The organism is Albidovulum denitrificans (genome assembly GCF_002973535.1).
In the GTDB taxonomy this organism is placed as follows: Bacteria; Pseudomonadota; Alphaproteobacteria; order Rhodobacterales; family Rhodobacteraceae; genus Albidovulum; species Albidovulum denitrificans.
In genome coordinates this window covers 483126-507131 of record NZ_PVEP01000002.1, presented here as the reverse complement: position 1 = coordinate 507131, position 24006 = coordinate 483126, and the positions used below count along the sequence as shown (strand labels likewise).

Genomic DNA, 24006 nt, shown 5'->3' with positions numbered 1-24006 from the left:
GTCGTGACCTTTGTTCCCGATCCCATCTTGTTGCGTGCTGTGATGAGCAACGAAGCTGGATGACTTCGCACCGCCAGACCGAAATCCCTGGGAGTGGCTGTCGGAACAGCCGCCATTTCGTGAATTTCTGAGTGCAATTCCTCTGTCGCGTTCGCAATGTATGCGTACCATCCAATAGCTTCGGTTGGCATCCAGATACGGCAAAGATCTTCGTATCCGGTCCGATACCCGAACCAACGCCCCATCTGCATGAGGGTAGCCGCAGTCAGCACGAAGGCGCGAACAGCTTTCACCAACGAGTCCGGGAGTGCTTCCACGACAAAGTCTTGTGGATGTTTAACGGGAAGCACATCTTCATTGTCGTCGACATACCTCAACCAAGTTGGCTCCTCATCATCGGGCAAGCCTTCGACAAAGACCTTTTTGCCGCCGAAATAATTGGATGGCGCATCGAGGCCGATGATGAAGTCCTTCGGAAACAAGTCTTCCGCCAGCATTTCATCGTCTTGATCAGGGTCGATGAAGATATTCGCGAAAGGAGTTGCGGTGTAGCCGACATAGCAACTCCGGTGAAAAATGTTCAGAAGCTCCCGGATCAACCTATTTGTGGTTGTGACCTCCTCCTTGTTGTACTTGGTATTGATCGAAGCGTTGTCAACCTCCCGCGCCAGTTCCGTGCAGGACCCGATCTCGAGGAAGCGGGCGAAGATCCAGCGCACATGCGCAGCGGTTTCTTCGTCGACCACCAGCTTCCGTTTCTCGACCCTATAGCCGTAGGGCGGCACCCCGCCCATCCACATGCCCTTCTTCCGACTGGCGGCGACCTTGTCGCGGATGCGTTCGGCTGTCACCTCCCGCTCGAACTGGGCGAAGCTGAGAAGGATGTTCAGCGTCAGCCGCCCCATGGACGTGGTGGTGTTGAACGACTGCGTGACCGAGACGAACGTCACGCCGTTCCGGTCGAACACCTCGACCAGCTTGGCGAAGTCGGCGAGCGAGCGCGACAGGCGGTCGATCTTGTAGACCACCACCACGTCGACCAGCCCGTCCTCGATGTCTTCAAGCAGCCGCTTCAGTCCGGGCCGTTCCAGCGTGCCGCCGGAGATGCCGCCGTCGTCATACTGATCGCGGACCAGCACCCAGCCCTCGGAACGCTGGCTGGCGATGTACGCCTCGCAGGCCTCGCGCTGAGCGTGGAGGCTGTTGAACTCCTGCTCCAGCCCTTCCTCGGAGGATTTCCGGGTGTAGACCGCGCAGCGCAGCTTGCGGACGAGCTTCGTTTTATCCGGCGGCTTCATCATCTCCGCCCCCTGTGGTTCTTGAGCCCGAAGAACACCCAGCCGTTCCAGCGCGTGCCGGTGATGGCCCGCGCGATGGCGGACAACGACTTGTACGGCCGACCCTGCCACTCGAAGCCATCGGCGGTGACGGTGACGACCTGTTCGACGCCCTGCCACTCGCGCAGCAGCCGCGTGCCGTTGATCGGGCGGTCGCGGTCGGCGCGGATCCTGCGTTTCGTCGTGTCGCCGCCGTCCAGTTCCTCGCCCAGCCGTTCCAGCCGCCGGATTGTCTCCGGTTTCAGCCCGCCATAGGCGAGTTCCTGGATGCGGTACGCCAGCCGGGATTCGAGGTAGCGTCGGTTGAACGGGGGCGGCTCGCTGTCGAACAGGTCGCGCCACTGTTTCTTCAGGTCCGGCGTTGGCGTGGTCTTCAGCGCGGCCAGGCGCGCGGGGATGGGATCGGGCTTGTTCATGCATTTCTCCGGTGAGTTGGAGTTGCATGACGGCATTGGTCGGGCGGATAGTGTAGGCAACGTTCTCCAGTATCGTCAGATACTTCGTCCGTCTTTCGCATCCGCAACCGAACCAGCCCGAGCGCCAGCAGGCCGCACAGCTCAGTGCGGCGCTCTGCGGGCGTCATCTGGTCGGGCGGCAGCGGATTCGGGCGCTTCATGTTTCGGTAGCCGTGATCGGTGGTACTTACCGATCAAAAGCCACCCCACTGGCCGTGACGGGACATCACTCCCTACAGGATTCAGGGTTGCGAACAGGTGGAGAACATCGGGACTTGCCGATCACCGATTTGTCCGCGACAATCGCCAGTTGAATCAGTCGAGAGCAGTAGTTCATTGAGGTAAGTTCATGACGCGCAAAGCAACTCCGATCGGTCCCAATCTCCTGGAGCAGATCGAGGACGCGCGCGTGGTTCTCGCCTCTGTGGACGTAACTTTCCGGCGAAATGGCGGCGTCGCCCTCGGTCTCCAGAGGCGACATCGCGGTATCAAGCTCTGAGCACGGCGCCACGATCGCCTTCAGTAGCGCAAGTCAAAACTCTCGGAGACTTCAATGGTACGCGTCCCGGCTAAAACCTGCCCCAATCTTTCTCGGCTTTTCGATGATGCAGAGCCCGAATTGCTGTCCGGATTTCTCAACAGCAAGGCTTTCGAGAGGTTGGCCTGGCTTGCGACCTACAAGTTCGACCCCGACGATCCGGACGGTCCGACAGCAGCGAGGAATATGCTGCCGAAGGAAAAGAAGGACCGGCTGGGCCCGCTCGAAGCTGAAGCAGCCCGGATCGTCACAATTGCGAGCGACCGCGGCGAATATGTCCTCCAAGGTCTCGCCACGACTACGCTTGAACCGGACCGCGCCAAGGAACTTCTGAACCGGCGGGACAAGCTCGCGCGAAGCCTGTGGGCTTACGCCAACGAACACGGCTTATTTGAAGCGGCGGAGAACAGCCTGCACCTGCGTCTCTACCGGCGCTACGACAAGCACTACCAGACCTTCATGGCCGAGCCTTCGGTCGACGGGGGCCCCGACGCCGGCAGTGCATTGCTCGACGAGCTTCTGGTCGACCTCAACAAGCGTCTCGATCGCGGCGACGGCTACAGCATCGACAAGTTCGACATCCCCAAGGACGGAGATGAACCGGCGGCGGAGATGTACCTGCTGTTCCATCCCGATCCCCCCACGAGCGTTCGGGAGATCGATGACGATGGCAATCGGTCGAGCATCTATTTTCGGCCGCCCGGAGAGGCGATGATCGTCTACACGCCATCGACCGGGCGGGTCCATGTCCGCGCTGGCAACCGAAAGCTCAGGCACACGGTCGCCGAACGCTTCATCGAGACTGCTCTCGAGCAGACCTACTCCAACCAGCCCGTAGACTTTCAGGCCTACGACATTTCGCAGTTCCTGCAAGGACTCGATCTTGAACCGCCGGAACTCGACGACGTCGTGATCGACCGCGCACAGGTGATCCGCGCTGACATCAGCATCGGTAATCTGGCCAACCGTCTCTCGCTTTCCACCACGATCGACCAGGACATCTCAGAGATCATCGACAACCAGCCGGGCCTTCCAAGGATTTTCGAGCGAGCGCTCGCAATCCGTTTTGTCGAGATTGCGGTCCGGTACTCCCGCGCGGGACGGGATGAGGCGCAAACCCTCAACTTCACGCTCACCGACCGCAACACGAGCAGCCTTCTCAGCATCGACGACCCGTTCGAGCGCGTTCTGGGGCATCGCTTGCTCAGACACTGGAACATCCTTCGTGATGGTCGCGCACCGGGCGATGAGGAGAGCATGGCGGTCATGCCCGCCTTGCTGGCCATCTGGGACATCGGAGCTGAGAGGGTGACCGGTGCATGGCTCCAAGCTCGTGGTGTCGATCCTGGCCTCCTGACCGATCTGGGTTTCCTCGTGCCCGCCGGCTGGGAGGGGGACGACCTGATCGACGATGAAGACGAGGTCGGACCGGTCGCAGCCGAAGTGGTCGTTCGGGTCGATGAGGGAGATGCGGAGGAAAGTCACCGAAAGGTGGCCGACCTCAAGGTCGCCGAGGGACAGGTGACGTCTGCGGGCAACCCGGATCGCTACAGGATATATCGGGTGCGCGACGGCTGGGTCGTGCAACACCTGAAGGAACGTCTCGAACAAGTGCTCGATGCGCCTGCAATCGAGAAGCTGACCGACCACCTTCTCTACCTTGGAACGCTCAATGTCGATGGCGGGGACGTCCCGATTTATCTCGCGCGCGGTCTCGACCGGGAGAAGGTCCGCTCGGCCGTCGATACTGAGCTTCGGGCGCGCCACAACCTCGGAATAGGTCTTGTCCTGCAGGCCGGCAGCGCTCCCGGACCGTGCCTGGCGGCCAATGTTCTGACGCCGCTTGTTGATCAGATCGACACGCAGCAAGCCGAAATCGCTTTGGTCGGAGACAAGCTCCGGTCCGTGCTTCGACGCCATCGGATACTGGCCCGCGGCGGCCAGGCTGTCGAACTCACCCGGGTCGGGGACAACATGGCAACTCTGTTTGTTCCGGGGAAAGGCAGCATCGACATCAAGGGCGAGAACCGCATTGATGTCATCCAGCGGCTGGTCGATGCGCACAACGCCGGCCCGATGCGAATGGCGACAGCAGACCTGATCAGCGGGATCGCGGAGGACCAGTCGTTGGCGAACATTTTCAAGCAGCCTCTCTGGAAAAAGCTGACGGCCGACTTCCTGCGAAGCCCCGGAAAAGGGCAATGGGAGATCGCCATCTGACGGCTGGCTCCGATCCGGCTCCGATTGGGGGGTCTGACTAGCTCCGATTCTCCGGGCCAATGGGAGTGCTCCACATCAGAGGAGCACTTCGATGCCGACTCCCTTCCCCTCGCGCCAGGCAGCCCAGACGAGCTGGTCCGGCGCCGCGAAGACCAAGCCCACCACCCTCAACTCGGAATGGCGCTGCACGCGCTGTGACAAGCTGCTCGGCGTCTGCCGGGACGGCCGCATGCACCTGCGCTTCGCGCGGGGGCACGAGTATCTCGTGGGCTTCCCGGTCCAGGCCACCTGCCGCGGCTGCGGCACGCTGAACCACGCGACCGCGCCCGCGCGCTGACGCGCGCATTCACCCAACCCCCTGAAATCGCAGAGACGCGCGACGTCCTGACCTGGCCACGAGAAGGCGCCGGACGCCTGGCCGCAAGGCAGGCGTCCGATGTCCTTCGCGTGGCACGAGATCCGTGATCACCTCATGCATTCATCCACGAACCTTCACTTCCAGCGCAGTTTCGACGCCGTCCGGCGGGCGCAGGCCCCCCTCGCGCCGTTCCGGGATCCGGCGGCCCTGCTGGACGGGCTGCATCGCACGACCGGCGATCCGGCCCGGAAGAACGTGATCCTCGCCGCGCTGGTCAGGGCGGCGCAGGGCGGCGGGCCCGCGTCCGACTGCGCCCTGACGCTGCTGTTGCTGGCGCTCTGGCCCGGCCTCGACGCGATCCGGCGCCGGTCGATCTGGCGCAGGCTCGGCACCGCCGACGAGGTCGCGTCCGACGTTCTGGCGCGCACCACCGAGGCTGTCCGCGGCCTCGACCTCGGGCGCGTCAACTGGATCGCGGCCACGGTGCTGCGGAATGTCGAGCGCGACATGATCCGCGTGCGCCAGCGCGACCAGGCACGCGAACATCTCGCCAGCGGCGCCGATCCCGACGAGGTTGCGGACAGCAGCGACAGCGGGATCGGCGAGACCGGGTACGCACGGCTGAACGGCGCGGTGCGGAAGCTTCTCGGCGATGACGCCCTGCTGGTGATCCGCGTGGCGATCGAGGGCTTCTCGCAGGCCGAGGTCGCGGTCGAACTGGGTCTGACCGAGGCCGCCGCCCGCAAGCGTTACCAGCGCGCCATCCGCCGGCTGAACGACGCCCTCGATGAAATCCCCTGAACCGATGTCCCGATCCTGTGCCGCTTGTGGCTTTTCCCAATCGAGCGCCCAGAGCGCCTTCCCTCCAACCGAAAGCAGACACGCATGAACCGCACTGCCGATCTGTCGCTCGAGGATTTCAGGCGTCTTCCGGGGCTCTATCGCCGCTGGGAGCTGACCGAGGTCTGCGAGCCCAACCGCAACTATCAGATCGAGGACGCCGGCGCCCACGCCGACGGGACGCCACTGCTGGCGATCTACGTCGCCGAGCCCGCGCCCGACGTCCGCGAGGCCGCGTGATGCGCCTCCTCGATCACCTCATCTCACGGAGAAAAGCCGCTGATCGTCCGCTCGGCCTATCGCAGCCCCGAGCACAACCGCGCCGTCGGCGGTGCCACGCGGTCGAAGCATCTCGACGGCGCCGCCTTCGACATCGGCATGGCGAACCAAGACCCCGTGGCCTTCGAGGCGGCGGCGCGAGAGGTCGGGTTCCTCGGCTTCGGGTTCTACCCGCGCTCGGGGTTCATCCATGTCGACATCGGCCCCGCGCGTCAGTGGGGCCAGCGGTTCCCGGTCCGGGCGACGGCATTTGCACCCGAGACGCCGCCCGCGCGCGAAGTGCTGGCCAACAGCCGCACGATGAAGGGCGGCGGCGCGGCAGGCGTGGCGACGCTGGGTGCGGCCGGGGTGGAGGTCGCGCAGGGCGTCCTGGCCGAGACCCAATCCGCCATCCTGCCGCTGGTGCCGTATCTCGACACGCTTCGCTGGGTCTTCATCGCCGTCGCGCTCGGCGGCATCGCGGTCACGATCTACGCCCGCCTCGATGACTGGCGCCGGGGCCAGCGATGATAGCCGTCTTGCTCGGCGGAATTGCCGCCAGCCCGTGGATGCGGGTGGCGCTGCGCTACGGCGCCATCGCGCTCGCCGTGCTCCTGTTCCTGCTTTCGCTCCGGGGGTCCGGTGAGCGAGTGGGACGCCTCGCCGAACGCCTTGAGACTACGGAGAAGGCCAATGATGTCCAACGCAAGATGCTCGAGGCCGCGACGCGTCGCCCTCGTTCTCGCAACGATCTGGCTGAGCGGCTGCGCGACGGGCGCTTCTGACGTCGGCAGCCTCGGGGCGTGTCCGCCCGTCGTCGAGTACAGCCGGGAGTTCCAGGCGCGAGCGGCTGAGGAACTGGCACTGCTGCCGGAGGGGTCGGCGGTCGCGGAGATGCTGGCGGACTACGCTGTAATGCGGGATCAGGCGCGTATATCTTCTCGCCACTGATCAAGAACCGAATTGCAGCCTCAACGTCACGCAGAAGCATAGCTGGTGAAGACCTCGGTCGATCCGTCGCCTCGGATCAGAAACACGTTAAAGGCCTCTCGCTCGCTTTCCGGTCCCATTCCGGGCGAGCCGTAGGGCATGCCGGGCACTGCGAGGCCGACCGCGTCCGCACGCTCTTCCAGAAGACGCCGGATATCGGCAGCGGGGACGTGGCCCTCGATCATGTAGCCTTCGATGCGGCCTGTATGGCAGGAGGCCATCTCCTGCGGGATTTCGTTGTCCAGCTTGTAGCGCATCAGAAGCGTCCCGGCGCTCGCCTCGGTCGTGACGGAGAAACCGTCGTTCTCGAGGATTTCGATCCAGGCCGAGCAGCAGCCGCAGTTGGGGTCCTTCATCACGTGGATCGCCGGTCCGGCGCCTTGCGCCAGAGCCCTCAGGGGCGACGCAGCCACCAGCGCAGCTGCGCCGACCAGAAGCGTGCGGCGGGAAAAAGTGTCTTGGTTCATCTATTTATCCTTTCGAGTTTGCATTGTGGAAGGCAGGTCAGAGATCCAAGCGCCTTAGCCGCAGCGCGTTCGTGATTACCGACACAGATGACAGGCTCATCGCCGCCGCCGCGATCATCGGCGAGAGCAGAAGTCCGGTGACAGGGTAGAGTAGCCCCGCTGCGATCGGCACGCCGAGGGAATTGTAGGCGAAGGCGAAAAACAGGTTCTGCTTGATGTTGCGCAGCGTGGCGCGGGCCAGTTTGCGCGCCCGCACGATGCCCATCAGGTCGCCGCCCAAGAGGGTGATCCCGGCGCTTTCCATCGCGACGTCGGCCCCGGTGCCCATGGCGATGCCGACATCGGCGGCGGCCAGCGCGGGGGCGTCGTTCACGCCATCACCTGCCATGGCGATCTTGTGGCCGTCACGGCGCAACTGGTCGATCAGGTCCTTCTTGGCCTCGGGCAGGATGCCCGCGCGCACCTCGTCGATACCGAGCTTGCCCGCGACCGCCTGCGCCGTACGCTCGTTGTCGCCTGTCGCCATGATCACTCGCAGCCCTTGGGCATGCAGTTCCTTGATTGCCTGCGCGGTGCTGTCCTTGATCGGGTCGGCAACCGCCACGATGCCCGCCAGCGCCCCATCAACCGCGATGAACATCGCCGTCTTGCCCTCGGCGCGCAGGGTATCCGCCCTTGCTTCGGCCTCCGTCGCGTCCAGGCCCAGCTCCTGCATCATCGCCGTGTTGCCGAGCGCGACGGCGCGCCCGCCAATCTGTCCGCGCACACCCTTGCCAGTGACCGCCTCGAACTCGGTGGCCTCCTGCCGGGCGGCGCCCGCCGCTTCGGCCCCCTCCACGATCGCTTCGGCCAGAGGATGCTCGGACCCGCGTTCCAGCGCAGCGGCCAACGACAGCAGGTCCGCCTCTGCCACATCCCCCAGCGTCACCGTATCCGTCAGCTTCGGCTTGCCCATCGTCAGCGTGCCGGTCTTGTCCACGATCAGCGTATCGACAGACGCCATACGTTCCAGCGCCTCGGCGTCCTTTATCAGCACGCCCGCCTGCGCTCCGCGTCCCGCCGCCGTGGTGATCGAGATCGGTGTCGCGAGACCCAGTGCGCAGGGGCAGGCGATAATCAGCACCGAAACCGCCGAGGCGATGGCGAAGACCAGCGCCGGTTCCGGACCGAAGATCATCCAGACGATGAAGGCAAAGATCGCGGTGCCCACCACCGTCGGCACGAATATGGCTGAGACCCGGTCCGCCAGTCCCTGGATCGGTGCGCGCGAGCGGCGCGCGTTCGACACCATGGTCACGATCTGTGCCAGCACCGTATCGGCCCCGACCTTGCCCGCCTCCATGACCAAAGAGCCGTTCTTGTTGATGGTGGCCCCGGTCACTGCGTCGCCAGGGCCTTTTTCGACTGGCATCGACTCGCCGGTCAACATGCTTTCGTCCAGAGACGAGCGGCCCTCGATCACCGTGCCGTCGACCGGGACCGCGTCGCCCGGTCGTACCCGGAGCCGGTCGCCCTCCATGATGTTCTCCAGCGGCGCGTCGTATTCTGTGCCATCTGGCAGAATGCGCCGCGCGGTCTTGGGCGCGAGATCGAGAAGCGCGCGGATCGCGTCACCGGTGCGTTCACGCGCCCGCAGTTCCAGCACCTGGCCCACGAAGACCAGCGCCACGATCACCACGGACGCCTCGAAGTAGGTCCCGACGCCATGGCCCATCCGGTACTGTTCCGGAAAAACACCCGGCAGGAAGGTGGCGACGATCGAATAGAGATAGGCTGCCCCCACGCCAAGGCTGATGAGCGTCCACATGTTGGGGCTGCGGTTCACGATGGACTCCCAGCCGCGCTTGAAGAAGGGCAGCGCCGCCCAGAGCACAATGGGTGTGGCCAGTAAGAACTCGAGATAGCTTGCGGTCTGGTGCCCGATCCAGTCGCGCACCGGCAGGGCGACCAGCTCGCCCATCGTGAGTATGATGAGCGGCACAGCCGCAGCCGCCGAGATCCACATCCGCCGCGTGAAGTCGGTTAGCTCCTCGCTAGGCTCATCCGAAGGCACCATCGGCTCCAGCGCCATGCCGCAGATCGGGCAGGCCCCCGGCGCGTCACGCACGATCTCGGGATGCATCGGACAGGTGTACTGGACGTTGGCCGGAGCGGCCTTCTTCTGCCCGGCGGCGCGACCCGAGGCATAGAACCACGGATCCGCCTTGAACTTCGTCTGGCACTTCTCCGAGCAGAAATGGAAGGTTTTGTCCTGGAACTCCGCGTGCCTCCCGTCCGGCTTGACCGTGACTGTCATCCCGCACACCGGATCCTTCGCCGTCTCTGTCCCCGCCGGAATGTCGGGTGCCGCGTGATGATGATCATGCTCCATGGTCTGCCAGCCTTTCGGTCTCTCGTTTCAGCTTGCGGCCTCCAGCCGTTGGAAGCTCAAGCTCTTTTTAGTGATGGTCGTGAGCGTCTTCCCTGACCGGATTGCGCGCCAGGAAAACCCGTATGAACAGGAACACCAGCGCCATGCCGATCGCGCCAAGGACGACGATGAGGGGGTCGGACTGCCATTTCATCGCGGCGAAGGCAGTCAGCACCACGGCATCGAGGGCGATAGCCGTCAGCAGCACCCAGCCCTGCGCGCCGATCTCCTCGCGCAGGTGCCGGAACACGCCCCAGTGGATGATGATGTCCATCACCAGATAGAAGAAGGCCCCGAGCGATGCGATCCGGCTGAGGTCGAAGAAGACCGTCAGAAAGCCCGCGATCACGACCGTGTAGACGAGTGTGTGGTCCTTGATCGTGCCTGGCATTCCGAAATGGCTGTGCGGGATCATCTTCATGTCGGTCAGCATCGCCAGCATCCGCGAGACCGCGAACACGCTGGCGATCAGACCTGACGCCGTGGCCACCAGCGCCAGCGCCACGGTCAGGTAGAAGCCGGTCTGACCGAGGGAGGGCTGGGCCGCTTCGGCCAGCGCATAGTCCTTCGCCGCCACGATGCGGTCGAGTGGCAAGCTCGAGCCGACCGCGAAGGCCACCAGCAGATAGACGACGACGCAGATGGCGATCGACCAGATGATGGCCCGGCCTACATTACGATGCGGGTCGGTGACCTCTGCGCCGCTGTTGGTGATGGTCGTGAAGCCCTTGAAGGCGAGAATCGACAGCGCAACCGACGCAACGAAGCCGGTGGCGCCCATGTCTCCACCCGTCGCCTCGAACGAGATGCCGCTCGCCCAGAGGCCGGCGGCCCCGAACAGCGCAATACCGCCCACCTTGAGAACGGCCATGACGATGGACAAAAGCCCCACCGACCGGTTGCCCGATACGTTCACGAGATACGCGAAGACGATCAGCCCGACGCCGAGCACCGGCACCAGGATGCTGTCCGGATCGCCGCCGAACGCCCGCAGAGTGTAGGTGCCGAAGGTGCGCGCGACGAGGCTTTCGTTGATCACCATCGACAGAGCCATCAGAAGTGCAGCACCCGCCGCGACCGTCGTCGGGCCGTACGCCTTCTTCAGGATCATCCCGATGCCGCCCGCTGACGGATACGCGTTCGACATCTTGATGTAGGTGTAGGCGCTGAACGCGGTCACGATGGCGCCGACGACGAACGAGAGCGGGAAGAGCGGCCCGGCGAGTTCGGCGATCTGTCCGGTCAGCGCGAAAATGCCCGCGCCGATCATCACGCCGGTTCCCATGGCCACTGCGCCCGGCAGGGTAATGCTATTCTTCTCGTAATCGCTTTTCGTCATGGATTTTCCTTTTCAGGCTTTTGCCGCAGCGCCACCCAGAGCAGCGGCAGCCCCGTCACAAGCCCCAGTCCAAGTACCGCCCATGTCGCGCGCCCTAGGTCTCCGCTAACCGCCTCACCGCCGAAATGTGCCAGCAGGAAGCTTGCCGGGATGATCCCCGCCAATGTTGCGAGGGCGAAAAGCCAGGCGTGCAATCGGCTCAGTCCGGCCGCGTAGCTGATCATGTCGAAGGACACGAAGGGCATCAGGCGGCTGGCAAAAACCGTCGCCGTCAACGCGGTCTGCGAGCCGAGAAGCCCGGCATCGACGCGATCACCGAACACCCGCCGCAAGACATCATGCCCTAGAACCCGTGCGAGACCGAAGGCGATCAGCGCCCCGAGCTCGGCGCCGATGACGACTTGCACGGTCCCCCAGAGATGTCCGTAGGCCGCTCCTGCCGCCAGTGCGATCGGCGCGCTCGGGATGGGGCTGGCCACGACCGCAAGGGTCATAAGCGTGACGATCAGGACCGGCCCCCAGAGACCGGAGCGCGCCACCAGCATTTCCAGACGCTCGACGTCCAGAAGGCTGCGCGCCTCGGCGAATACCGAAGGCGCGAACTGCCAGACAGCGAGCAGTCCGATCCCGAGGATCGCAAGGCCCGTGAGGATGGCGGCGCGCAGGCTCATCTCAGATCGCCTCGACGGCTTTCGTCAGCAGGTCGCGCACCTCGCCTGCCACGGCCGTCAGCTCGGCGTTCTCGATCGCCTGCATCGACGCCACAGGATCGATAGCGCTGACCTCGACGCCGTCCTCGACTTCGCGCAAGATGACGTTGCAGGGCAGCATCGCGCCCACCCTAGGCTCGATCCCGATCGCCTGATGTGCCATCTTGGGGTTGCAGGCACCGAGGATGCGATAGGCCGGCATCTCGACATCCAACTTCTTTTTCATCGTCGCCTTGACGTCGATTTCGGTCAGGATGCCGAAACCGTTGTCGGTCAACGCCGCACGGGTGCGGGCCTCGACGGCGTCAAATTCTGCGTCCGCAATCAGGCGGTTGATCGTGTAGTCCATTGTCGTTCCTTTCGGTTCATCACTTCTACTCCAGCAGCGGAATCTGCTCTCCACCAGGCTGTGGCGTCATTCAATTTCGGCGCGGGGCGTGCCCGCGGGGGCCTCGCCATTCGCCTCGATGTCTGCGATGTAGCTCTTCATTTCAGCGATTTCGCTGAGCTGTGCCTCGATGATTGCATCTGCCAGTGCCCGAACCCTAGGATCTGAGATATTGGCGCGCTCGCTGGTCAGGATGGCGATGGAATGGTGTGGGATCATCGCCCGCATCCAGGCGAGGTCGTCGACCGTCTCCTGGCTGCGGACAAGCCACAGCGACAGGGCGAAGGCTGCGGCAGCGCCCGCGAAGATCGCGAAATTGACCTTCTTGTTGGAATACATGCCCAGCATGAAAGCGAGCATGATGATTGCCATCACCGCGCCCATATAGATCGCCATCCACATCCGCGTCTGCGAGAAGAAGATGTGGTCGAGCGCGTAGGTGTTCAGATACATCAATCCAAACATCACGACCGTCGAAGTCGCAATCATTGCAAAGAAACGTCCGTAGTTCATATTTCAGCTCCTGAACGAATGTTGCTGCAAGTTAAGCGCATTCAGCAAAGCAACAATGCCCTTGGTTTTTCAGAGAAGGGAAAGCCCTCACTTGCGCAGATATTTTATCAGCGCGGCAATCACGAGACCGACCAGCACAAGGATGACGATCATCCAGAGCCAACCGAAGCCCATTCCCCAACCCATCATCGAGCCCGTGTTGTCGCCGTTCATCATTTCATACTCCGTGTTTTTCAGCCCTGGGATGGGCTTCGTAACTGACCCTAGCGACAACAAGGGGCAGGACGTCGGGGCGATCGGTCCGAGCGCCCCGACTAAGTCAGACCGAAGCAGTGACCGCGAACTCGGTCATCATGCCCGAGGCGAGGTGCGGCATGTGGTGACAGTGCAGCATCCAGCGGGCGGCTTCGCCTGCATCGAGCGCGACGTCGACCCTGGACATCGGCGGCACATGAACCGTGTCGCGCAGCGCACCGGTAACGCGTCGCCCGTTCAACCCGACGACCTGGAACACATGGCCGTGCAGATGCATCGGGTGGGCCATCATCGACATGTTGTGGAACGACAGTACGACGCGCTCGCCGCTGCGCGCGGTGATCGGCTGGTGCTGGCCCCAGACAGCCCCGTTGATCGTCCAGAGATAGGGCTGCATCGAACCGCCCAGCATAAGCATCTGGCTGCGATCCACCGGCCGGTCCGGCAGGGCATTCAGCGCGACCAGGCGCGCCTCCTGCGCCAGATCGGTGTCGAAAGCGGGCGCTTCGGACTCCGCCACGGCATCGAGGCGCCGGACCTCGGCGCCCTGCGTGGCGAGGATGAGCCCGGTGCGCTCCCGCGCCCCTTCGCGTAGCGCAATGATCGGCCAGGCGCCGCCCTCGTTCGGCAGGTCGATCTCGATGTCCAGCCGCTGGCCCATCGCCAGCCCAAACCGCGAGCCCGCGATAGGCTGGACGGCGTGCCCGTCCACCGCGACCAGCCGCGCCTCGGCCGCCCCGGTGTCGATCCAGAACACCGTCGCCGCTGCGGCGTTGATGACCCGGAGCCGGATACGCCCGCCGCGCTCGACCCGCACTACCTCCGGGTCCGACAGTGTCCGGTCGTTGGCGAGATAGGCATCCCAATTATAGTCGTTCAGGTCCATGGCCATACCGCCCATGTCCATCATCCCGCCCATTCCTGGCATATTGCCCATCGCCATGCCGCCCATGGCACCGTGCCCCATACCGCCATGACCCATGCCCGGCATCCCGCCCAAGCCCTCCATGGGCACGCCCTGCCTGGGGCTCGCTTCAGCGGCGGCGGCATGACCTGCGCCGTACCCGCCGCTGATCTCCGCCAGAACCTCTTCGGGAGACTTGAACGAGAAGTCGTGCAGGAACATCACGACCTCCTGCCGGTCTGCTGCCAAATCCTCCTGCGTGCGCACAATCAGCGGTGCGGCAAGCAGTTGCATCTCCTGGATCGGCACGTGGCTGTGCATCCAGTGGGTGCCCGGCCGTGCCTCGAAGTCGTAGGATCGGGTCTCACCCGGGGCGAGAAGGGGCATCGGCATGTCTGGCACGCCGTCCTGCGCATTGGGCGGGATCTGGCCGTGCCAGTGGATGATCGTCGCGACGTCGAGATCGTTTTTCAGGTCGACCCGGAACATCTGGCCGGGATCGAGCACGAGGCCTTGGCCGCCGGGACCGGCAAGGCCGAACACGGTGGCCGCGCGCCCGTTGATGTCGAGAGTACGGGTTGCGGCGGACAGGGTGACAGGGGAGTCCGTCTGCGCGAAAGCAAGACGGGGCATCTGTGCAGCGGCAATGGCGCCAGCACTTGCGGCGAGAAAGCCGCGTCGCGAAAGGGTATACATGGTCGTCTCCTCGGGACATCCGTCCCGTTCATCAACACCGATGGGACGCCGCAGGCGTCTGCCCGGGCGCGCTCAGAGGAGACTGAGTTTGGGAGGTCGCTCGTTCAGTCCGGGCGAACTGCTGACATGGCTGGGCTCGGACGGAAGATCGTGGCTGGCAGGCCCGAACGCGTGGCCGGTTTCAGCACCCGGCATCGTCAGAACGACCGACAGGCCCGCGCAGACGAACTCGCACATTCCGGCGTCCGCCGATCCACAATGCTGGCCGCCGTCGCAGGACGGATGACCGTCGGTCGACGCGTGCATCATCTCGCCCGCATGGACCGCGTGATCCACCTGCATGCCAACCATGCGCGCCGCATGCGCTGCGCTGACCGTGGTGACAACGGCGATCGCGAGTATGGCAAGGATGCTGATGAGACGCGCAAGCATGGCCGAAAGATAGGCGCTGCTCACGAGAATGTCCATTGTGCGAAGCGGGGCGTCTCAGGCAGAACGTCAACTCGGCGTGAAGTGAAGGCGCCCTACTAATCAACGGACATCAGCGTTTTGCCAAAGGGCCTCCCCAATACTTTCTGGATCGGACTGTTTGCCGGAGTGTTGATCCTCGCGATCTTCGCTGGATGGCAGTACACCCGTACTGCGTCCACCGCAGCGGCATCCGAGGAAGTCATTTCTCAAGGTCGGCAGGTCTATGTCGATCAGTGCGCCGCCTGCCACGGCGCGGATCTGGTGGGCCAGCCCGACTGGCGCTCGCCGCTTCCGTCCGGACGGTTGCCTGCGCCGCCGCATGATGCCAGCGGCCACACCTGGCACCATCCCGACGATGTGCTATTCCGCATCGTAAAGGAAGGCACGGCCGCCATCGTCGGCGGCGGCTACGAGAGCGACATGCCAGGCTTCGGAGACGTGCTGAGCGACGCGGACATTCGCGCCGTGCTCGCATATATCAAGAGCAATTGGCCGGAGCGAGAGCGCGGATACCAACAGGCGGTAACGAGGGGCGAGTGAACACCGCATGGAAGGGGTGAAAGCGTCTCAGACCTCGCGATCCGGGTTGAAGGCAAGGAGCCGCAACGCGTTGAGCGTCACCAGCACCGTCGCCCCGGTGTCGGCGAGGATCGCGATCCAGAGTCCGGTGATCCCGAGGACGGTGGTCACGAGAAATACCGCCTTCAGGCCCAGCGCGATCGCCACGTTCTGGCGGATGTTCGCCATGGTGGCGCGGGCGAGCCTGATCTTGCCGGCGACATCCGTGACCCGGTTGCGCAGGATTGCAGCGTCGGCGGTCTCGAGAGCTACATCGGTTCCAGACCCCATGGCCACGCCGACATGCGCCGAGGCCAGGGCCGGGGCGTCGTTGATGCCGTCGCCGACCATGAGGACCCGGCCATTCGCCACCATCTCGCGGATTGCGGCGACCTTGTCCTCGGGCATCAGTTCAGCGTGGTACTGAATGCCTACATGGCCTGCGATGGCGGCGGCGGTACGGGCATTGTCGCCGGTGAGCATGACTGAGCGGATGCCGAGCGTCTGAAGCTGGCGGACCGCTGCCGCCGCGTCCTCGCGCGGCTCGTCGCGAAGAGCGACGAGCCCGATCAGCCGGTCCGGACGGAACACTGCCACGACGGTCTTGCCCTCGTCCTCGAGCCGGGCCGCAATACGGCTGACCTCTTCGTTGATGACGCCGCTGGCTCCAGCGAACCGTGGCGAGGCCACCCATGCGGGTTCGCCATCGATCACCGCCTCCGCTCCCTTGCCCGGCAATGCTCTGGCTGCGGAGGCCGGCAGCGACGGCGCGCCGTCGGCCTGCGCGCGCGAGACGATCGCTGCTGCCAGCGGGTGGTTCGACCCGGTCTCGACTGCGGCAGCCAGCGACAAAACCTCGGCCTCCGTCCCGCCGAGGGGGACCACATCCGTCACTCGCGGACGACCGTGGGTCAGCGTGCCCGTCTTGTCGAAAGCTATGTCCGTGGTCCTCGCCGCAGCCTCGATGACGGCGCCACCCTTCATCAGCAGCCCACGGCGCGAGCCGGAGGACAGCGCTGATGCGATGGAGGCCGGCACCGAGATCACGAGGGCGCAGGGGCAGCCGATGAGGAGCAGTGCGAGCGCCCGGTAGATCCAGACATCCCAGGCCTGCGCGAAAGCGAGCGGCGGGACGATGGCGACCAGCAGCGCAACCCCGACCACGGCGGGCATGTAGATGCGGCTGAAGCTGTCGATGAAACGCTCGGTCGGCGCGCGGGCGCTCTCGGCTTCCTCGACCAGACGAATGATGCGGGAGATCGTGTTGTCCTCGGCAGCCTTGGTGACCTTCACGCGCAATGCGGCCTCAGTGTTGATCGAACCTGCGAAAACCCAGTCGCCCGGCTCCTTCGGCTTCGGCACGCTCTCGCCTGTGACGGGGCTCTCGTCCACGCCCGAAAGGCCTTCGATCACCTCTCCATCCGCAGGGATACGATCACCCGGACGCACGAGCACCGTCTGCCCGATTTGCAACGCCTCGGCCGGCACTTCACGGGCTCTCCCATCCACTTCCAGAAGCGCCGTCTTCGGCACGAGACTGGCGAGGCTTCGGATCCCGTCGCGTGCCTTGTTCGCCGCGACACCTTCCAGCATCTCGCCCACCGCAAATAGGAAGACGACCAGCGCAGCCTCTTCGGCTGCATTGATGAACAGAGCTCCGGTCGCGGCGATGGTCATCAGCATTTCGATGGTGAATGGCATGCCCGCGCGGGCAGCACTGAAGGCCCGCCGTGCAATGGGCATCACCCCGATCACCGTCGCGAGGACGAATGCCCAGCGCGCGACCTCGTCGGACGCCAGAAGGCTGACGGTCCAGGCGACAACGAGCAGAAGTCCGGTCCCTATGACCAGCCGGCCCTTGCCGGTCCGATACCAAGGCGTTGAGCGACTGACGGGAGCGTCGGCTGCAACGCTTCCAGAAGCGTGCGCGGTCTGGTCTTCGAGGGCAGCGTCGCTGCCGGTGATCTCGGGCAGTACGAAGCCCTTGCGCTCGGGCGCTGTCCCATTCTGCGCGATGCCGTATCCGAGCGACCGAACCGCCGCCTCGACCCGCTCGCGCGTGGTCTGTCCCTCATCGAGCGTGACGCGCAGTCGCTCGGTCATCAGGGCGACGTCGACCTGGCTTACGCCCGGCAGACGCTCTACCGCATTCCGGACCTTGCCCACGCAGGCCCCGCAGTCCATGCCGGTGACCGTCCACTCGCGGCTTGTTCCATCCCTCATCGTCATCTCGTCCTCCCACTCGCAACACGCGCTCTTGTTTCCATCGAGTCGGCAACCTAATGTCTCTAGTAGATAGAGGTTCAAGAGGCATCTGATGCTCACGATCGGAAAATTGGGCAACGCGGCCGGGGTAAAGGTGCCGACGATCCGCTACTACGAACAGATCGGCCTTCTACCGGAGCCGGAGCGGAGCGCTGGAAACCAGCGGCTCTATGGGAAGTCCGCGCTGGAACGATTGGCCTTCATTCGCCACTCCCGCGAGCTTGGGTTTCCGTTGGAGGCGATCCGCGACCTCTTGAGCCTATCCGATCGTCCTGACCAGTCGTGCGCAGCCGCCGACATAATCGCGAAGGACCAGCTTGCCGCGGTGGACGCACGCATCGCGCGTCTGACGGCGCTGAAAGCGGAACTGGAGCGGATGATCGCCCAGTGTGCGCAGGGAACCATCGCCGACTGCCGGATCATCAAGGTGCTCGGCGACCATTCGCATTGCTCTCAGGACCACAGGATTTCCGAGGCAGTTGAGTGACGGCCCTGTCGACCAAGAAGAACTTTCCTGTCGCGGCTATTGCCGAACCGCCGAAGATGCCGCAGTCGACCCCTCAAGTCCCCTCAAAAAGAACGTCTGAAAACTAACAAAAACAATGACTTAAAGTGGAGAAGGTTGGATATCAGGCCCATCCCCTCCGCCATTTTCCCTAACGCATTGATCTGATGAAGAAATATCGCACGTTGTCCAGCAGCACGTTGTCCAAATTGGACAACAGGAAGGCAGACGGCGAGGACATGCGTTACCTGAAGCAGCCCCGTGGCCCCGGCACAAGCTGGGTGTTTCGCTTCGTCGCCCCCGCCCATCTCATCGGCCTTCCGAACCCTTGGGACGGCAAACCGATACGCGGAACCATCGCTCGGGGGCTGAAGACACGGCATCTCCCGACAGCAAGAAAGCGCCGCGATCAGCTTCTTGGTGACATCCTTAGGCTTCAAGAGGCCCTGTCCGATGACGCCGCCTTCTCTCTAGCGACTGCTGAAGAATGGCGCGAGGCCGTGCTGTCCGCCCGAGAAACCGCGACCAGCCGCGCCAACGTGGGCATAGAGCTTGTCCTGCATGGCAAGCTGGAAGAGGCAGAAGCCCGTGGCGTTCCCCAAGTAGAACTGGAGCGTTTCTCTCGCTTCGCTAGCGGGAAGGGTTTCCCTCTGAGCCGCGCCCATGAGCAATACTTACACGCCCGCCGCCCCGGCAACCCACATGGCTATTCCCCCCTGAAGCTGGCCACAACCCTCAACCTTGCAACAGCCGTGAAACACCTCCGGGCATTCCTACGTGATGACGGGGAAACGGCCTGCTTGGAGGACGTGACGCTATCGGACACCATCAAGTTCCGCGATGAGTACCTGCCGGGACTGAAAGGACACCGCAGCCCGGACGGTCTGTCTGCGAAGACCATTGCGAAGAACATCACCCTGCTCCGCCCGATATGGGTGTGGGCCATGGAGACAAGACGCCTCGGCCCGGATGCCACAAATCCTTGGGACTTCCCCGAGGGCCTGAGCCGTAGTGGCATCAAGACCGAGCGCCAGCGCGACCCATACGCCCCCGAAGAGACCGCGAAACTCCTCAAAGCGACTAGTCGCGGGACACGGCAGGGCGACGTTATCCGCCTCGCCATCGCCACAGGCTGCCGGGTTGACGAATTGGCATCCCTCAATGTCGCCCAAGTAAAACCTGACGGGACCGGGTTCAGAGTCGAAGACGCCAAGACCAAGAACGGCAATCGCTTCATCCCCGTCGTCGGAGAAGCCAGAACACTGCTACAGGCCCGCCTCGCCGCCCATGGCTCCACAGGTCGCCTGTTCCCCGAATGGCCCATCAGGCCCGCCACAGAGAAGGCTGCGGCTGTATCCCAGTGGTTCACCCGCTTCCGTCGCGATACCCTCGGAGAAGAGACTGACGGTCGCCTGACGATGCACTCCACCCGCCACACTTGGTTCACAGTCGCCCTTCGCGCTGGGCTGCAAGAGCGTGGGGTAGTTCCACGTGCCAGTCTACTGCTCCTGAACTAACATGGCAGCAGACCAAATTGTTGGTGTGGAATACGAGGTCGGAAAACAGGCCACGGCAACTCAGCACCCTCAGCCCCGCGAGCGAGGTCAAGCCATCGGACAAGTTGCTTGACAGCGCCTGCCTCCATTCGATTGTGCGGAGGCCGTGGCCGGGGGTTAAGGACGCTTCGCCGGAGTGCTTTCCCAGTAGCAGGACACAGGCTCTCGCCAACCCTGATACTCCATAGAACGCTAACAGGGGGCGCACCGACACGTCTGCTGAATTAGCGTTTCGAAAGTACTCCCGCGCTTGCCGCGCTGAAGCCATGATCTGTTTAGCTCTCGCTGCGTTGAGGTTTCTTCCATGCAAAATTTGATAGGCTCGCCCTACGGCGTCTTGGCTTTCGAGGCGCGATAGGCGTGCCCAAGTCTCCTTATCCATTGGCGTCACCCCCTCTTCGCAGGCCGCACCATGAAGCCGAGCGATGCTTTTCAGTACTTCAATCAGAGGCGATTGTAGAGAAAGGAGCTTCGATGTAGTGTTGTCCAGAACAGACAACCCATCATAATGGACAACGACAGCTTAATTTATCACGCTATATCAATGCTCTAATGGAAATGGCGTAGTATCCCTGTCTCTCCGCCACCGTCGCTTTCCCCACGATCCTTTTGCCGGGCCGGATGCCCCCGGACAGCCGCTACCGGTCCACCCGGACCGTGACCATCCTGTCGGGGTCCTCGACAAGGCCGTTGCGGTCGGGGTCGCCGCGTTTGATCTTGTCGACGACGTCCATGCCGGACACGACATGGCCGACGACGGTGTAATCGCCGTTCAGGAACTCGCCCGGCGCGAACATGATGAAGAACTGGGAATTGGCGGTGTCGGGGCGGTTCGAGCGCGCCATGCCGACGATGCCGCGCAGGAAGGGGATGTCGGAGAACTCGGCCGGAAGGTTGGGCAGGTCGGACTTGCCCGATCCGGCCAGGTCCAGCTGCCCGCCATCGGCCTTGCCAAACTCCACATCGCCGGTCTGCGCCATGAAGCCGTCGATCACGCGGTGAAAGACCACGTTGTCATAGGCGCCCGCCTCGGCAAGCTCGGTCAGGCGCTGGGCATGTTGCGGGGCGACGTCGGGCAGAAGGTCGATCACGACGGTGCCTTGCGCGCCCTGCCCGCTGATGTCGATCACCAGGTTCGGACCCGGCCCGTCCTCGCCCGAGAAGCTGCTTGTCGAGGTCTTGGCGTAAAGAAACCAGGCAGCGGCGATGGCGGCGACACCCGCCGCCATCGCACCCACGAAAATCCGCGTGTCAGACATCGGCCGCGACCCGGACGGAGATCATCCGGTCGGGGTTCACCGGCGGCTCTCCCCGCTGGATCTTGTCGACATGCTCCATGCCGGAAATCACCCGTCCATAGACGGTGTATTGCCCGTTCAGGAAGTGGTTGTCCTTGAAGTTCACGAAGAACTGGCTGTTGGCGGAGTTGGGGTTTTGCGAGCGCGCGGCGCCCAGCGTGCCACGGTCATGCGGCAGCTTCGAAAATTCCGCCGGAAGGTCGGGCAGGTCCGAGCCCCCGGTCCCGGCGCGGCGCGGGTTCCAGCCGTCTTCCATATTGGCGTGTTCCACGTCCCCGGTCTGGGCCATGAAGCCGTCGATCACGCGGTGGAAGGCGACGTTGTCATACTTGCCCGCGCGGGCCAGTTCCTTCATCCGCTCGGCATGTTTCGGCGCCACGTCGGGCAGAAGCTCGATCACCACCTCGCCGTCCTTCAGCGTCATGATGATGGTGTTTTCGGGGTCCTTGATATCGGCCATCGGGGTCTCCTTTAAATCTCGGGCGGACCCTAGTCGGGCGCGCGGGGCAAGGGAAGGGCAAAGCGCGGTGATGAGTTGACCTTCGCCCATGCTTCGGGTGATTTGGCGATAACGGCGGCGCGAGGCCGCCTGTCAGAAAGGATGCCGCGATGGACTGGAAAACGCTCGACGACATGGACCTTGCGGAGAAGATCGTCCTTGTCCGCGTCGATATCAACGTGCCGGTAGAGGCCGGGCGGGTGACCGATGCAACGCGAATCGAAAAGATCGTCCCCACCATCAAGGACATCCAGAAGAAGGGCGGGCGCCCGGTCCTGCTGGCCCATTTCGGCCGCCCCAAGGGCAAGGTCGTCCCGGAGATGAGCCTGAAGGTCACCCTGCCCGCGCTTGAGGCGGCGCTGGGTCAGCCCGTCGGGTTCGCCGAGGATTGCGTGGGGCTGGCGGCGAAGAAGGCCGTCGCGGCGATGGGGCCGGGCGATGTGCTGCTGCTGGAGAACACGCGCTTTCACGAGGGCGAGGAAAAGAACGATCCGGTCTTCGCGGCTGGCCTTGCGGCGCTTGGCAATGCCTATGTGAACGACGCCTTTTCAGCCGCCCACCGCGCCCATGCCTCCACCGAGGGCGTGGCGCATCTGATGCCCGCCTGCGCCGGTCGGCTGATGGAGGCGGAGTTGAAGGCGCTGACCGCCGCGCTTGGCGATCCGCTGCGCCCGGTGACCGCGGTCGTGGGCGGGGCGAAGGTCTCGACCAAGCTGGAACTGCTTGGCAACCTTGTGGCCAAGGTCGATCATCTGGTGATCGGCGGCGGCATGGCCAACACCTTCCTCGTGGCGCAGGGCGTGGATGTGGGCAAGTCGCTGGCCGAACATGACATGGCCGATACCGCGCGCGAGATCCTGGCAAGGGCGAAGGAAACCGGCTGCAAGATCCACCTGCCCTCGGACGTGGTCGTGGCCCGCGAATTCCGCGACGGCGCGCCGTCAGAGGTCGTGGCGGCGGATGCCTGCCCGTCGGACGCGATGATCCTTGATGCCGGGCCGAAATCGGTCGAGGAGATCGGCAAGGTGTTCGAGGCGTCCCGCACGCTGATCTGGAACGGCCCGCTGGGCGCTTTCGAGATCGCGCCTTTCGACGCCGCCACCAACGCGGCGGCGCGCAAGGCGGCGGACCTGACGCAGGCGGGCAGGCTGACCTCGGTCGCAGGCGGCGGCGATACGGTCGCGGCGCTGAACAAGGCGGGTGTGGCGGGCGATTTCAGCTATATCTCCACCGCCGGGGGCGCGTTCCTGGAATGGATGGAGGGCAAGGCCCTGCCCGGCGTCGTGGCGTTGCAACGCTGAACGGTTGACTTCCCCCGCCCGCGCCCTAGCTAGGGACCGGGGGCGCGGAGGTATGGATGGCATCGAAATGGACGCTGATCACCGGCGCGTCGGAAGGTTTGGGCGTGGAGTTCGCCCGTCTCGCGGCGGCCGAGGGGCGTGACCTGATCCTCGTCGCGCGGCAGGCGCAGAAGTTGGAGCGTCTGGCCGATGAGTTGCGCGCAAAACACAGGATCGCGGTCGAGGTGATCCCGGCGGACCTGTCGGACCCGCAGACGGTCGAGACGCTTTGGCGCAAGGTCGCGCTGCGCCGGCATATCGAGATCCTCGTGAACAATGCAGGCCTTGGCTATAACGGCCCGTTTCTTGACGGCGACGGCGCGCGGGAAATGCAGTCGGTCATGGTCAATGTCGTGGCCGCCACGATCCTGATGAAACGCGCGGTGGCCCATATGGCGCAGCAGGGCGGCGGGCGGGTGCTGAACCTCGCCTCTACCGCGGCCTTCATGCCGGGGCCGAACATGGCCGTCTATCACGCGACGAAGGCCTATCTTCTGTCGCTTTCCGAAGCTGTGGCCGAGGAGCTGCGGGGCGGCGACGTCACCATCACCGCGCTTTGCCCCGGCGCGACGCGAACGAATTTCGCGACGGATGCGGGGATGGAACATATCAGGCTTTTCAGCACCCTGCCCGTCCCCACGGCGGCCAGGGTCGCAAAGTCCGGCTGGAAGGCGATGAAGCGCGGCAAGCGGGTTCACGTCACCGGCCTGCCGAACAAGCTTTTCGCATTTGCTCCACGTCTTGTGCCGCGCGCGTTCGTCACCCGGATCGCGGCATTGTTTCTGAAATAGCCCCGGCCGCGCGGCGTTAGCGGCAACAGAATTGCAGCGCCCCGG

At 64.1% G+C, this 24006-nt stretch carries 24 protein-coding genes and 3 pseudogenes; 11 read left to right on the top strand and 16 right to left on the bottom strand.

The annotated features are described in order from the left end of the window. Window positions 1-59 precede the first annotated feature (59 nt). The 3 genes and pseudogenes from LX70_RS21165 to LX70_RS08270 all read right to left on the bottom strand — a co-directional run. Window positions 60-251: pseudogene (locus tag LX70_RS21165) on the bottom strand (Z1 domain-containing protein); the annotation flags it as partial. Between the two features lie 384 nt (window positions 252-635). Further along, window positions 636-1301 (bottom strand): annotated as a pseudogene (locus LX70_RS20920) (recombinase family protein); the annotation flags it as partial. Then, window positions 1298-1753: a DUF2924 domain-containing protein gene (locus tag LX70_RS08270; protein WP_022699190.1), complete on the bottom strand. Its 456-nt coding sequence runs from the start codon at window positions 1751-1753 to the stop codon at window positions 1298-1300. The pseudogene LX70_RS20920 and the gene LX70_RS08270, both read right to left, overlap by 4 nt. A 592-nt stretch (window positions 1754-2345) precedes the next feature. Here LX70_RS08270 and LX70_RS08260 point away from each other — a divergent pair. The 6 genes and pseudogenes from LX70_RS08260 to LX70_RS08235 all read left to right on the top strand — a co-directional run bounded on the left by LX70_RS08260 (window position 2346) and on the right by LX70_RS08235 (window position 6791). After that, the gene (locus tag LX70_RS08260) at window positions 2346-4550 is read left to right on the top strand and encodes a hypothetical protein (protein WP_146111568.1); all 2205 of its coding nucleotides are present in this window, start codon (window positions 2346-2348) and stop codon (window positions 4548-4550) included. A 91-nt stretch (window positions 4551-4641) separates the two neighbouring features. After that, the gene (locus tag LX70_RS08255) at window positions 4642-4887 is read left to right on the top strand and encodes a hypothetical protein (protein ID WP_105514061.1); all 246 of its coding nucleotides are present in this window, start codon (window positions 4642-4644) and stop codon (window positions 4885-4887) included. 135 nt (window positions 4888-5022) lie between these two features. Continuing rightward, window positions 5023-5709, top strand: coding sequence for an RNA polymerase sigma factor (locus LX70_RS08250; RefSeq protein WP_245884994.1), 687 nt, complete (start codon window positions 5023-5025; stop codon window positions 5707-5709). A gap of 84 nt (window positions 5710-5793) precedes the next feature. Continuing rightward, the gene (locus LX70_RS08245) at window positions 5794-5988 is read left to right on the top strand and encodes a hypothetical protein (RefSeq protein WP_018303655.1); all 195 of its coding nucleotides are present in this window, start codon (window positions 5794-5796) and stop codon (window positions 5986-5988) included. A 33-nt stretch (window positions 5989-6021) separates the two neighbouring features. Further along, window positions 6022-6537: pseudogene (locus LX70_RS08240) on the top strand (YcbK family protein); the annotation flags it as partial. Then, window positions 6534-6791, top strand: a complete 258-nt coding sequence (locus LX70_RS08235; RefSeq protein WP_105514058.1) for a hypothetical protein — start codon at window positions 6534-6536, stop codon at window positions 6789-6791. The pseudogene LX70_RS08240 and the gene LX70_RS08235, both read left to right, overlap by 4 nt. Window positions 6792-6983: 192 nt before the next feature. On the opposite strand, the gene LX70_RS08225 is transcribed toward LX70_RS08235, so the two are convergent. The 9 genes from LX70_RS08225 to LX70_RS08190 form a co-directional block, all read right to left on the bottom strand. After that, entirely contained in the window at window positions 6984-7463 is a 480-nt protein-coding gene (locus LX70_RS08225; RefSeq protein WP_105514056.1) for a DUF411 domain-containing protein, read from the bottom strand. Window positions 7464-7500: 37 nt separating this feature from the next. After that, the gene (locus LX70_RS08220) at window positions 7501-9834 is read right to left on the bottom strand and encodes a heavy metal translocating P-type ATPase (RefSeq protein WP_105514055.1); all 2334 of its coding nucleotides are present in this window, start codon (window positions 9832-9834) and stop codon (window positions 7501-7503) included. Window positions 9835-9901: 67 nt separating this feature from the next. Further along, the gene (locus LX70_RS08215; protein WP_105514054.1) at window positions 9902-11212 is read right to left on the bottom strand and encodes an APC family permease; all 1311 of its coding nucleotides are present in this window, start codon (window positions 11210-11212) and stop codon (window positions 9902-9904) included. Further along, a complete protein-coding gene (locus tag LX70_RS08210) occupies window positions 11209-11883 on the bottom strand; it encodes a TVP38/TMEM64 family protein (RefSeq protein ID WP_105514053.1) in 675 nt (224 codons plus the stop codon). The genes LX70_RS08215 and LX70_RS08210 overlap by 4 nt, the downstream gene beginning before the upstream one ends. Before the next feature lies 1 nt (window position 11884). After that, window positions 11885-12271 carry a DUF302 domain-containing protein gene (locus tag LX70_RS08205; RefSeq protein ID WP_105514052.1) on the bottom strand — a complete coding sequence of 129 codons (387 nt, stop codon included), beginning with the start codon at window positions 12269-12271 and terminating at the stop codon, window positions 11885-11887. Between the two features lie 66 nt (window positions 12272-12337). Next, window positions 12338-12823, bottom strand: a complete 486-nt coding sequence (locus tag LX70_RS08200; RefSeq protein ID WP_105514051.1) for a DUF305 domain-containing protein — start codon at window positions 12821-12823, stop codon at window positions 12338-12340. 87 nt (window positions 12824-12910) lie between these two features. Further along, entirely contained in the window at window positions 12911-13039 is a 129-nt protein-coding gene (locus LX70_RS21025; RefSeq protein ID WP_281260436.1) for an SHOCT domain-containing protein, read from the bottom strand. Between the two features lie 103 nt (window positions 13040-13142). After that, window positions 13143-14678: a multicopper oxidase family protein gene (locus LX70_RS08195; protein ID WP_105514050.1), complete on the bottom strand. Its 1536-nt coding sequence runs from the start codon at window positions 14676-14678 to the stop codon at window positions 13143-13145. Window positions 14679-14750: 72 nt separating this feature from the next. Then, window positions 14751-15134 (bottom strand): hypothetical protein, encoded by a 384-nt coding sequence (locus LX70_RS08190; protein ID WP_245884992.1) that lies wholly within the window; start codon window positions 15132-15134, stop codon window positions 14751-14753. 144 nt (window positions 15135-15278) lie between these two features. Between LX70_RS08190 and LX70_RS08185 the strand changes: the two genes are divergently transcribed. Continuing rightward, complete coding sequence (locus tag LX70_RS08185; protein WP_245884990.1) at window positions 15279-15689, top strand: c-type cytochrome; 411 nt, start codon at window positions 15279-15281, stop codon at window positions 15687-15689. Window positions 15690-15716: 27 nt separating this feature from the next. Here LX70_RS08185 and LX70_RS08180 read toward each other — a convergent pair whose 3' ends face one another. Then, a complete protein-coding gene (locus tag LX70_RS08180; RefSeq protein WP_105514185.1) occupies window positions 15717-17930 on the bottom strand; it encodes a heavy metal translocating P-type ATPase in 2214 nt (737 codons plus the stop codon). A gap of 94 nt (window positions 17931-18024) precedes the next feature. Here LX70_RS08180 and LX70_RS08175 point away from each other — a divergent pair, with 94 nt between their 5' ends. Further along, window positions 18025-18459: a MerR family transcriptional regulator gene (locus LX70_RS08175; RefSeq protein ID WP_105514048.1), complete on the top strand. Its 435-nt coding sequence runs from the start codon at window positions 18025-18027 to the stop codon at window positions 18457-18459. Window positions 18460-18644: 185 nt separating this feature from the next. Continuing rightward, window positions 18645-19994, top strand: a complete 1350-nt coding sequence (locus tag LX70_RS08170; RefSeq protein ID WP_105514047.1) for a tyrosine-type recombinase/integrase — start codon at window positions 18645-18647, stop codon at window positions 19992-19994. On the opposite strand, the gene LX70_RS21115 is transcribed toward LX70_RS08170, so the two are convergent. From LX70_RS21115 to LX70_RS08160, 3 genes are all read right to left on the bottom strand, one after another. Then, window positions 19921-20415 carry a YaaC family protein gene (locus LX70_RS21115; RefSeq protein WP_146111567.1) on the bottom strand — a complete coding sequence of 165 codons (495 nt, stop codon included), beginning with the start codon at window positions 20413-20415 and terminating at the stop codon, window positions 19921-19923. The two genes, LX70_RS08170 and LX70_RS21115, sit on opposite strands and share 74 nt — an antisense overlap. 256 nt (window positions 20416-20671) lie before the next feature. Further along, window positions 20672-21292, bottom strand: a complete 621-nt coding sequence (locus LX70_RS08165; RefSeq protein WP_105514046.1) for a peptidylprolyl isomerase — start codon at window positions 21290-21292, stop codon at window positions 20672-20674. Next, window positions 21285-21791, bottom strand: coding sequence for a peptidylprolyl isomerase (locus tag LX70_RS08160; RefSeq protein WP_105514045.1), 507 nt, complete (start codon window positions 21789-21791; stop codon window positions 21285-21287). The genes LX70_RS08165 and LX70_RS08160 overlap by 8 nt, the downstream gene beginning before the upstream one ends. 149 nt (window positions 21792-21940) lie before the next feature. Here LX70_RS08160 and LX70_RS08155 point away from each other — a divergent pair, with 149 nt between their 5' ends. Together LX70_RS08155 and LX70_RS08150 are read left to right on the top strand one after the other, a co-directional pair. After that, entirely contained in the window at window positions 21941-23131 is a 1191-nt protein-coding gene (locus tag LX70_RS08155; RefSeq protein ID WP_105514044.1) for a phosphoglycerate kinase, read from the top strand. A gap of 56 nt (window positions 23132-23187) precedes the next feature. Beyond that, window positions 23188-23961 carry an SDR family NAD(P)-dependent oxidoreductase gene (locus tag LX70_RS08150; protein WP_105514043.1) on the top strand — a complete coding sequence of 258 codons (774 nt, stop codon included), beginning with the start codon at window positions 23188-23190 and terminating at the stop codon, window positions 23959-23961. The last annotated feature ends 45 nt before the right edge of the window (window positions 23962-24006 follow it).

Bases quoted from the DNA above. Each gene is read 5' to 3' on its own strand.
- LX70_RS08255 (WP_105514061.1), top strand. From the start codon at position 4,642: ATGCCGACTCCCTTCCCCTCGCGCCAGGCAGCCCAGACGAGCTGGTCC.
- LX70_RS08160 (WP_105514045.1), bottom strand. From the start codon at position 21,791: ATGGCCGATATCAAGGACCCCGAAAACACCATCATCATGACGCTGAAG.
- LX70_RS21115 (WP_146111567.1), bottom strand. From the start codon at position 20,415: ATGGATAAGGAGACTTGGGCACGCCTATCGCGCCTCGAAAGCCAAGAC.
- LX70_RS08165 (WP_105514046.1), bottom strand. From the start codon at position 21,292: ATGTCTGACACGCGGATTTTCGTGGGTGCGATGGCGGCGGGTGTCGCC.
- LX70_RS08260 (WP_146111568.1), top strand. From the start codon at position 2,346: ATGGTACGCGTCCCGGCTAAAACCTGCCCCAATCTTTCTCGGCTTTTC.
- LX70_RS08205 (WP_105514052.1), bottom strand. From the start codon at position 12,271: ATGGACTACACGATCAACCGCCTGATTGCGGACGCAGAATTTGACGCC.
- LX70_RS08220 (WP_105514055.1), bottom strand. From the start codon at position 9,834: ATGGAGCATGATCATCATCACGCGGCACCCGACATTCCGGCGGGGACA.
- LX70_RS08225 (WP_105514056.1), bottom strand. From the start codon at position 7,463: ATGAACCAAGACACTTTTTCCCGCCGCACGCTTCTGGTCGGCGCAGCT.
- LX70_RS21025 (WP_281260436.1), bottom strand. From the start codon at position 13,039: ATGATGAACGGCGACAACACGGGCTCGATGATGGGTTGGGGAATGGGC.
- LX70_RS08155 (WP_105514044.1), top strand. From the start codon at position 21,941: ATGGACTGGAAAACGCTCGACGACATGGACCTTGCGGAGAAGATCGTC.
- LX70_RS08270 (WP_022699190.1), bottom strand. From the start codon at position 1,753: ATGAACAAGCCCGATCCCATCCCCGCGCGCCTGGCCGCGCTGAAGACC.
- LX70_RS08195 (WP_105514050.1), bottom strand. From the start codon at position 14,678: ATGTATACCCTTTCGCGACGCGGCTTTCTCGCCGCAAGTGCTGGCGCC.
- LX70_RS08215 (WP_105514054.1), bottom strand. From the start codon at position 11,212: ATGACGAAAAGCGATTACGAGAAGAATAGCATTACCCTGCCGGGCGCA.
- LX70_RS08200 (WP_105514051.1), bottom strand. From the start codon at position 12,823: ATGAACTACGGACGTTTCTTTGCAATGATTGCGACTTCGACGGTCGTG.
- LX70_RS08150 (WP_105514043.1), top strand. From the start codon at position 23,188: ATGGCATCGAAATGGACGCTGATCACCGGCGCGTCGGAAGGTTTGGGC.
- LX70_RS08250 (WP_245884994.1), top strand. From the start codon at position 5,023: ATGCATTCATCCACGAACCTTCACTTCCAGCGCAGTTTCGACGCCGTC.
- LX70_RS08170 (WP_105514047.1), top strand. From the start codon at position 18,645: ATGAAGAAATATCGCACGTTGTCCAGCAGCACGTTGTCCAAATTGGAC.
- LX70_RS08245 (WP_018303655.1), top strand. From the start codon at position 5,794: ATGAACCGCACTGCCGATCTGTCGCTCGAGGATTTCAGGCGTCTTCCG.
- LX70_RS08235 (WP_105514058.1), top strand. From the start codon at position 6,534: ATGATAGCCGTCTTGCTCGGCGGAATTGCCGCCAGCCCGTGGATGCGG.
- LX70_RS08175 (WP_105514048.1), top strand. From the start codon at position 18,025: ATGCTCACGATCGGAAAATTGGGCAACGCGGCCGGGGTAAAGGTGCCG.
- LX70_RS08180 (WP_105514185.1), bottom strand. From the start codon at position 17,930: ATGAGGGATGGAACAAGCCGCGAGTGGACGGTCACCGGCATGGACTGC.
- LX70_RS08210 (WP_105514053.1), bottom strand. From the start codon at position 11,883: ATGAGCCTGCGCGCCGCCATCCTCACGGGCCTTGCGATCCTCGGGATC.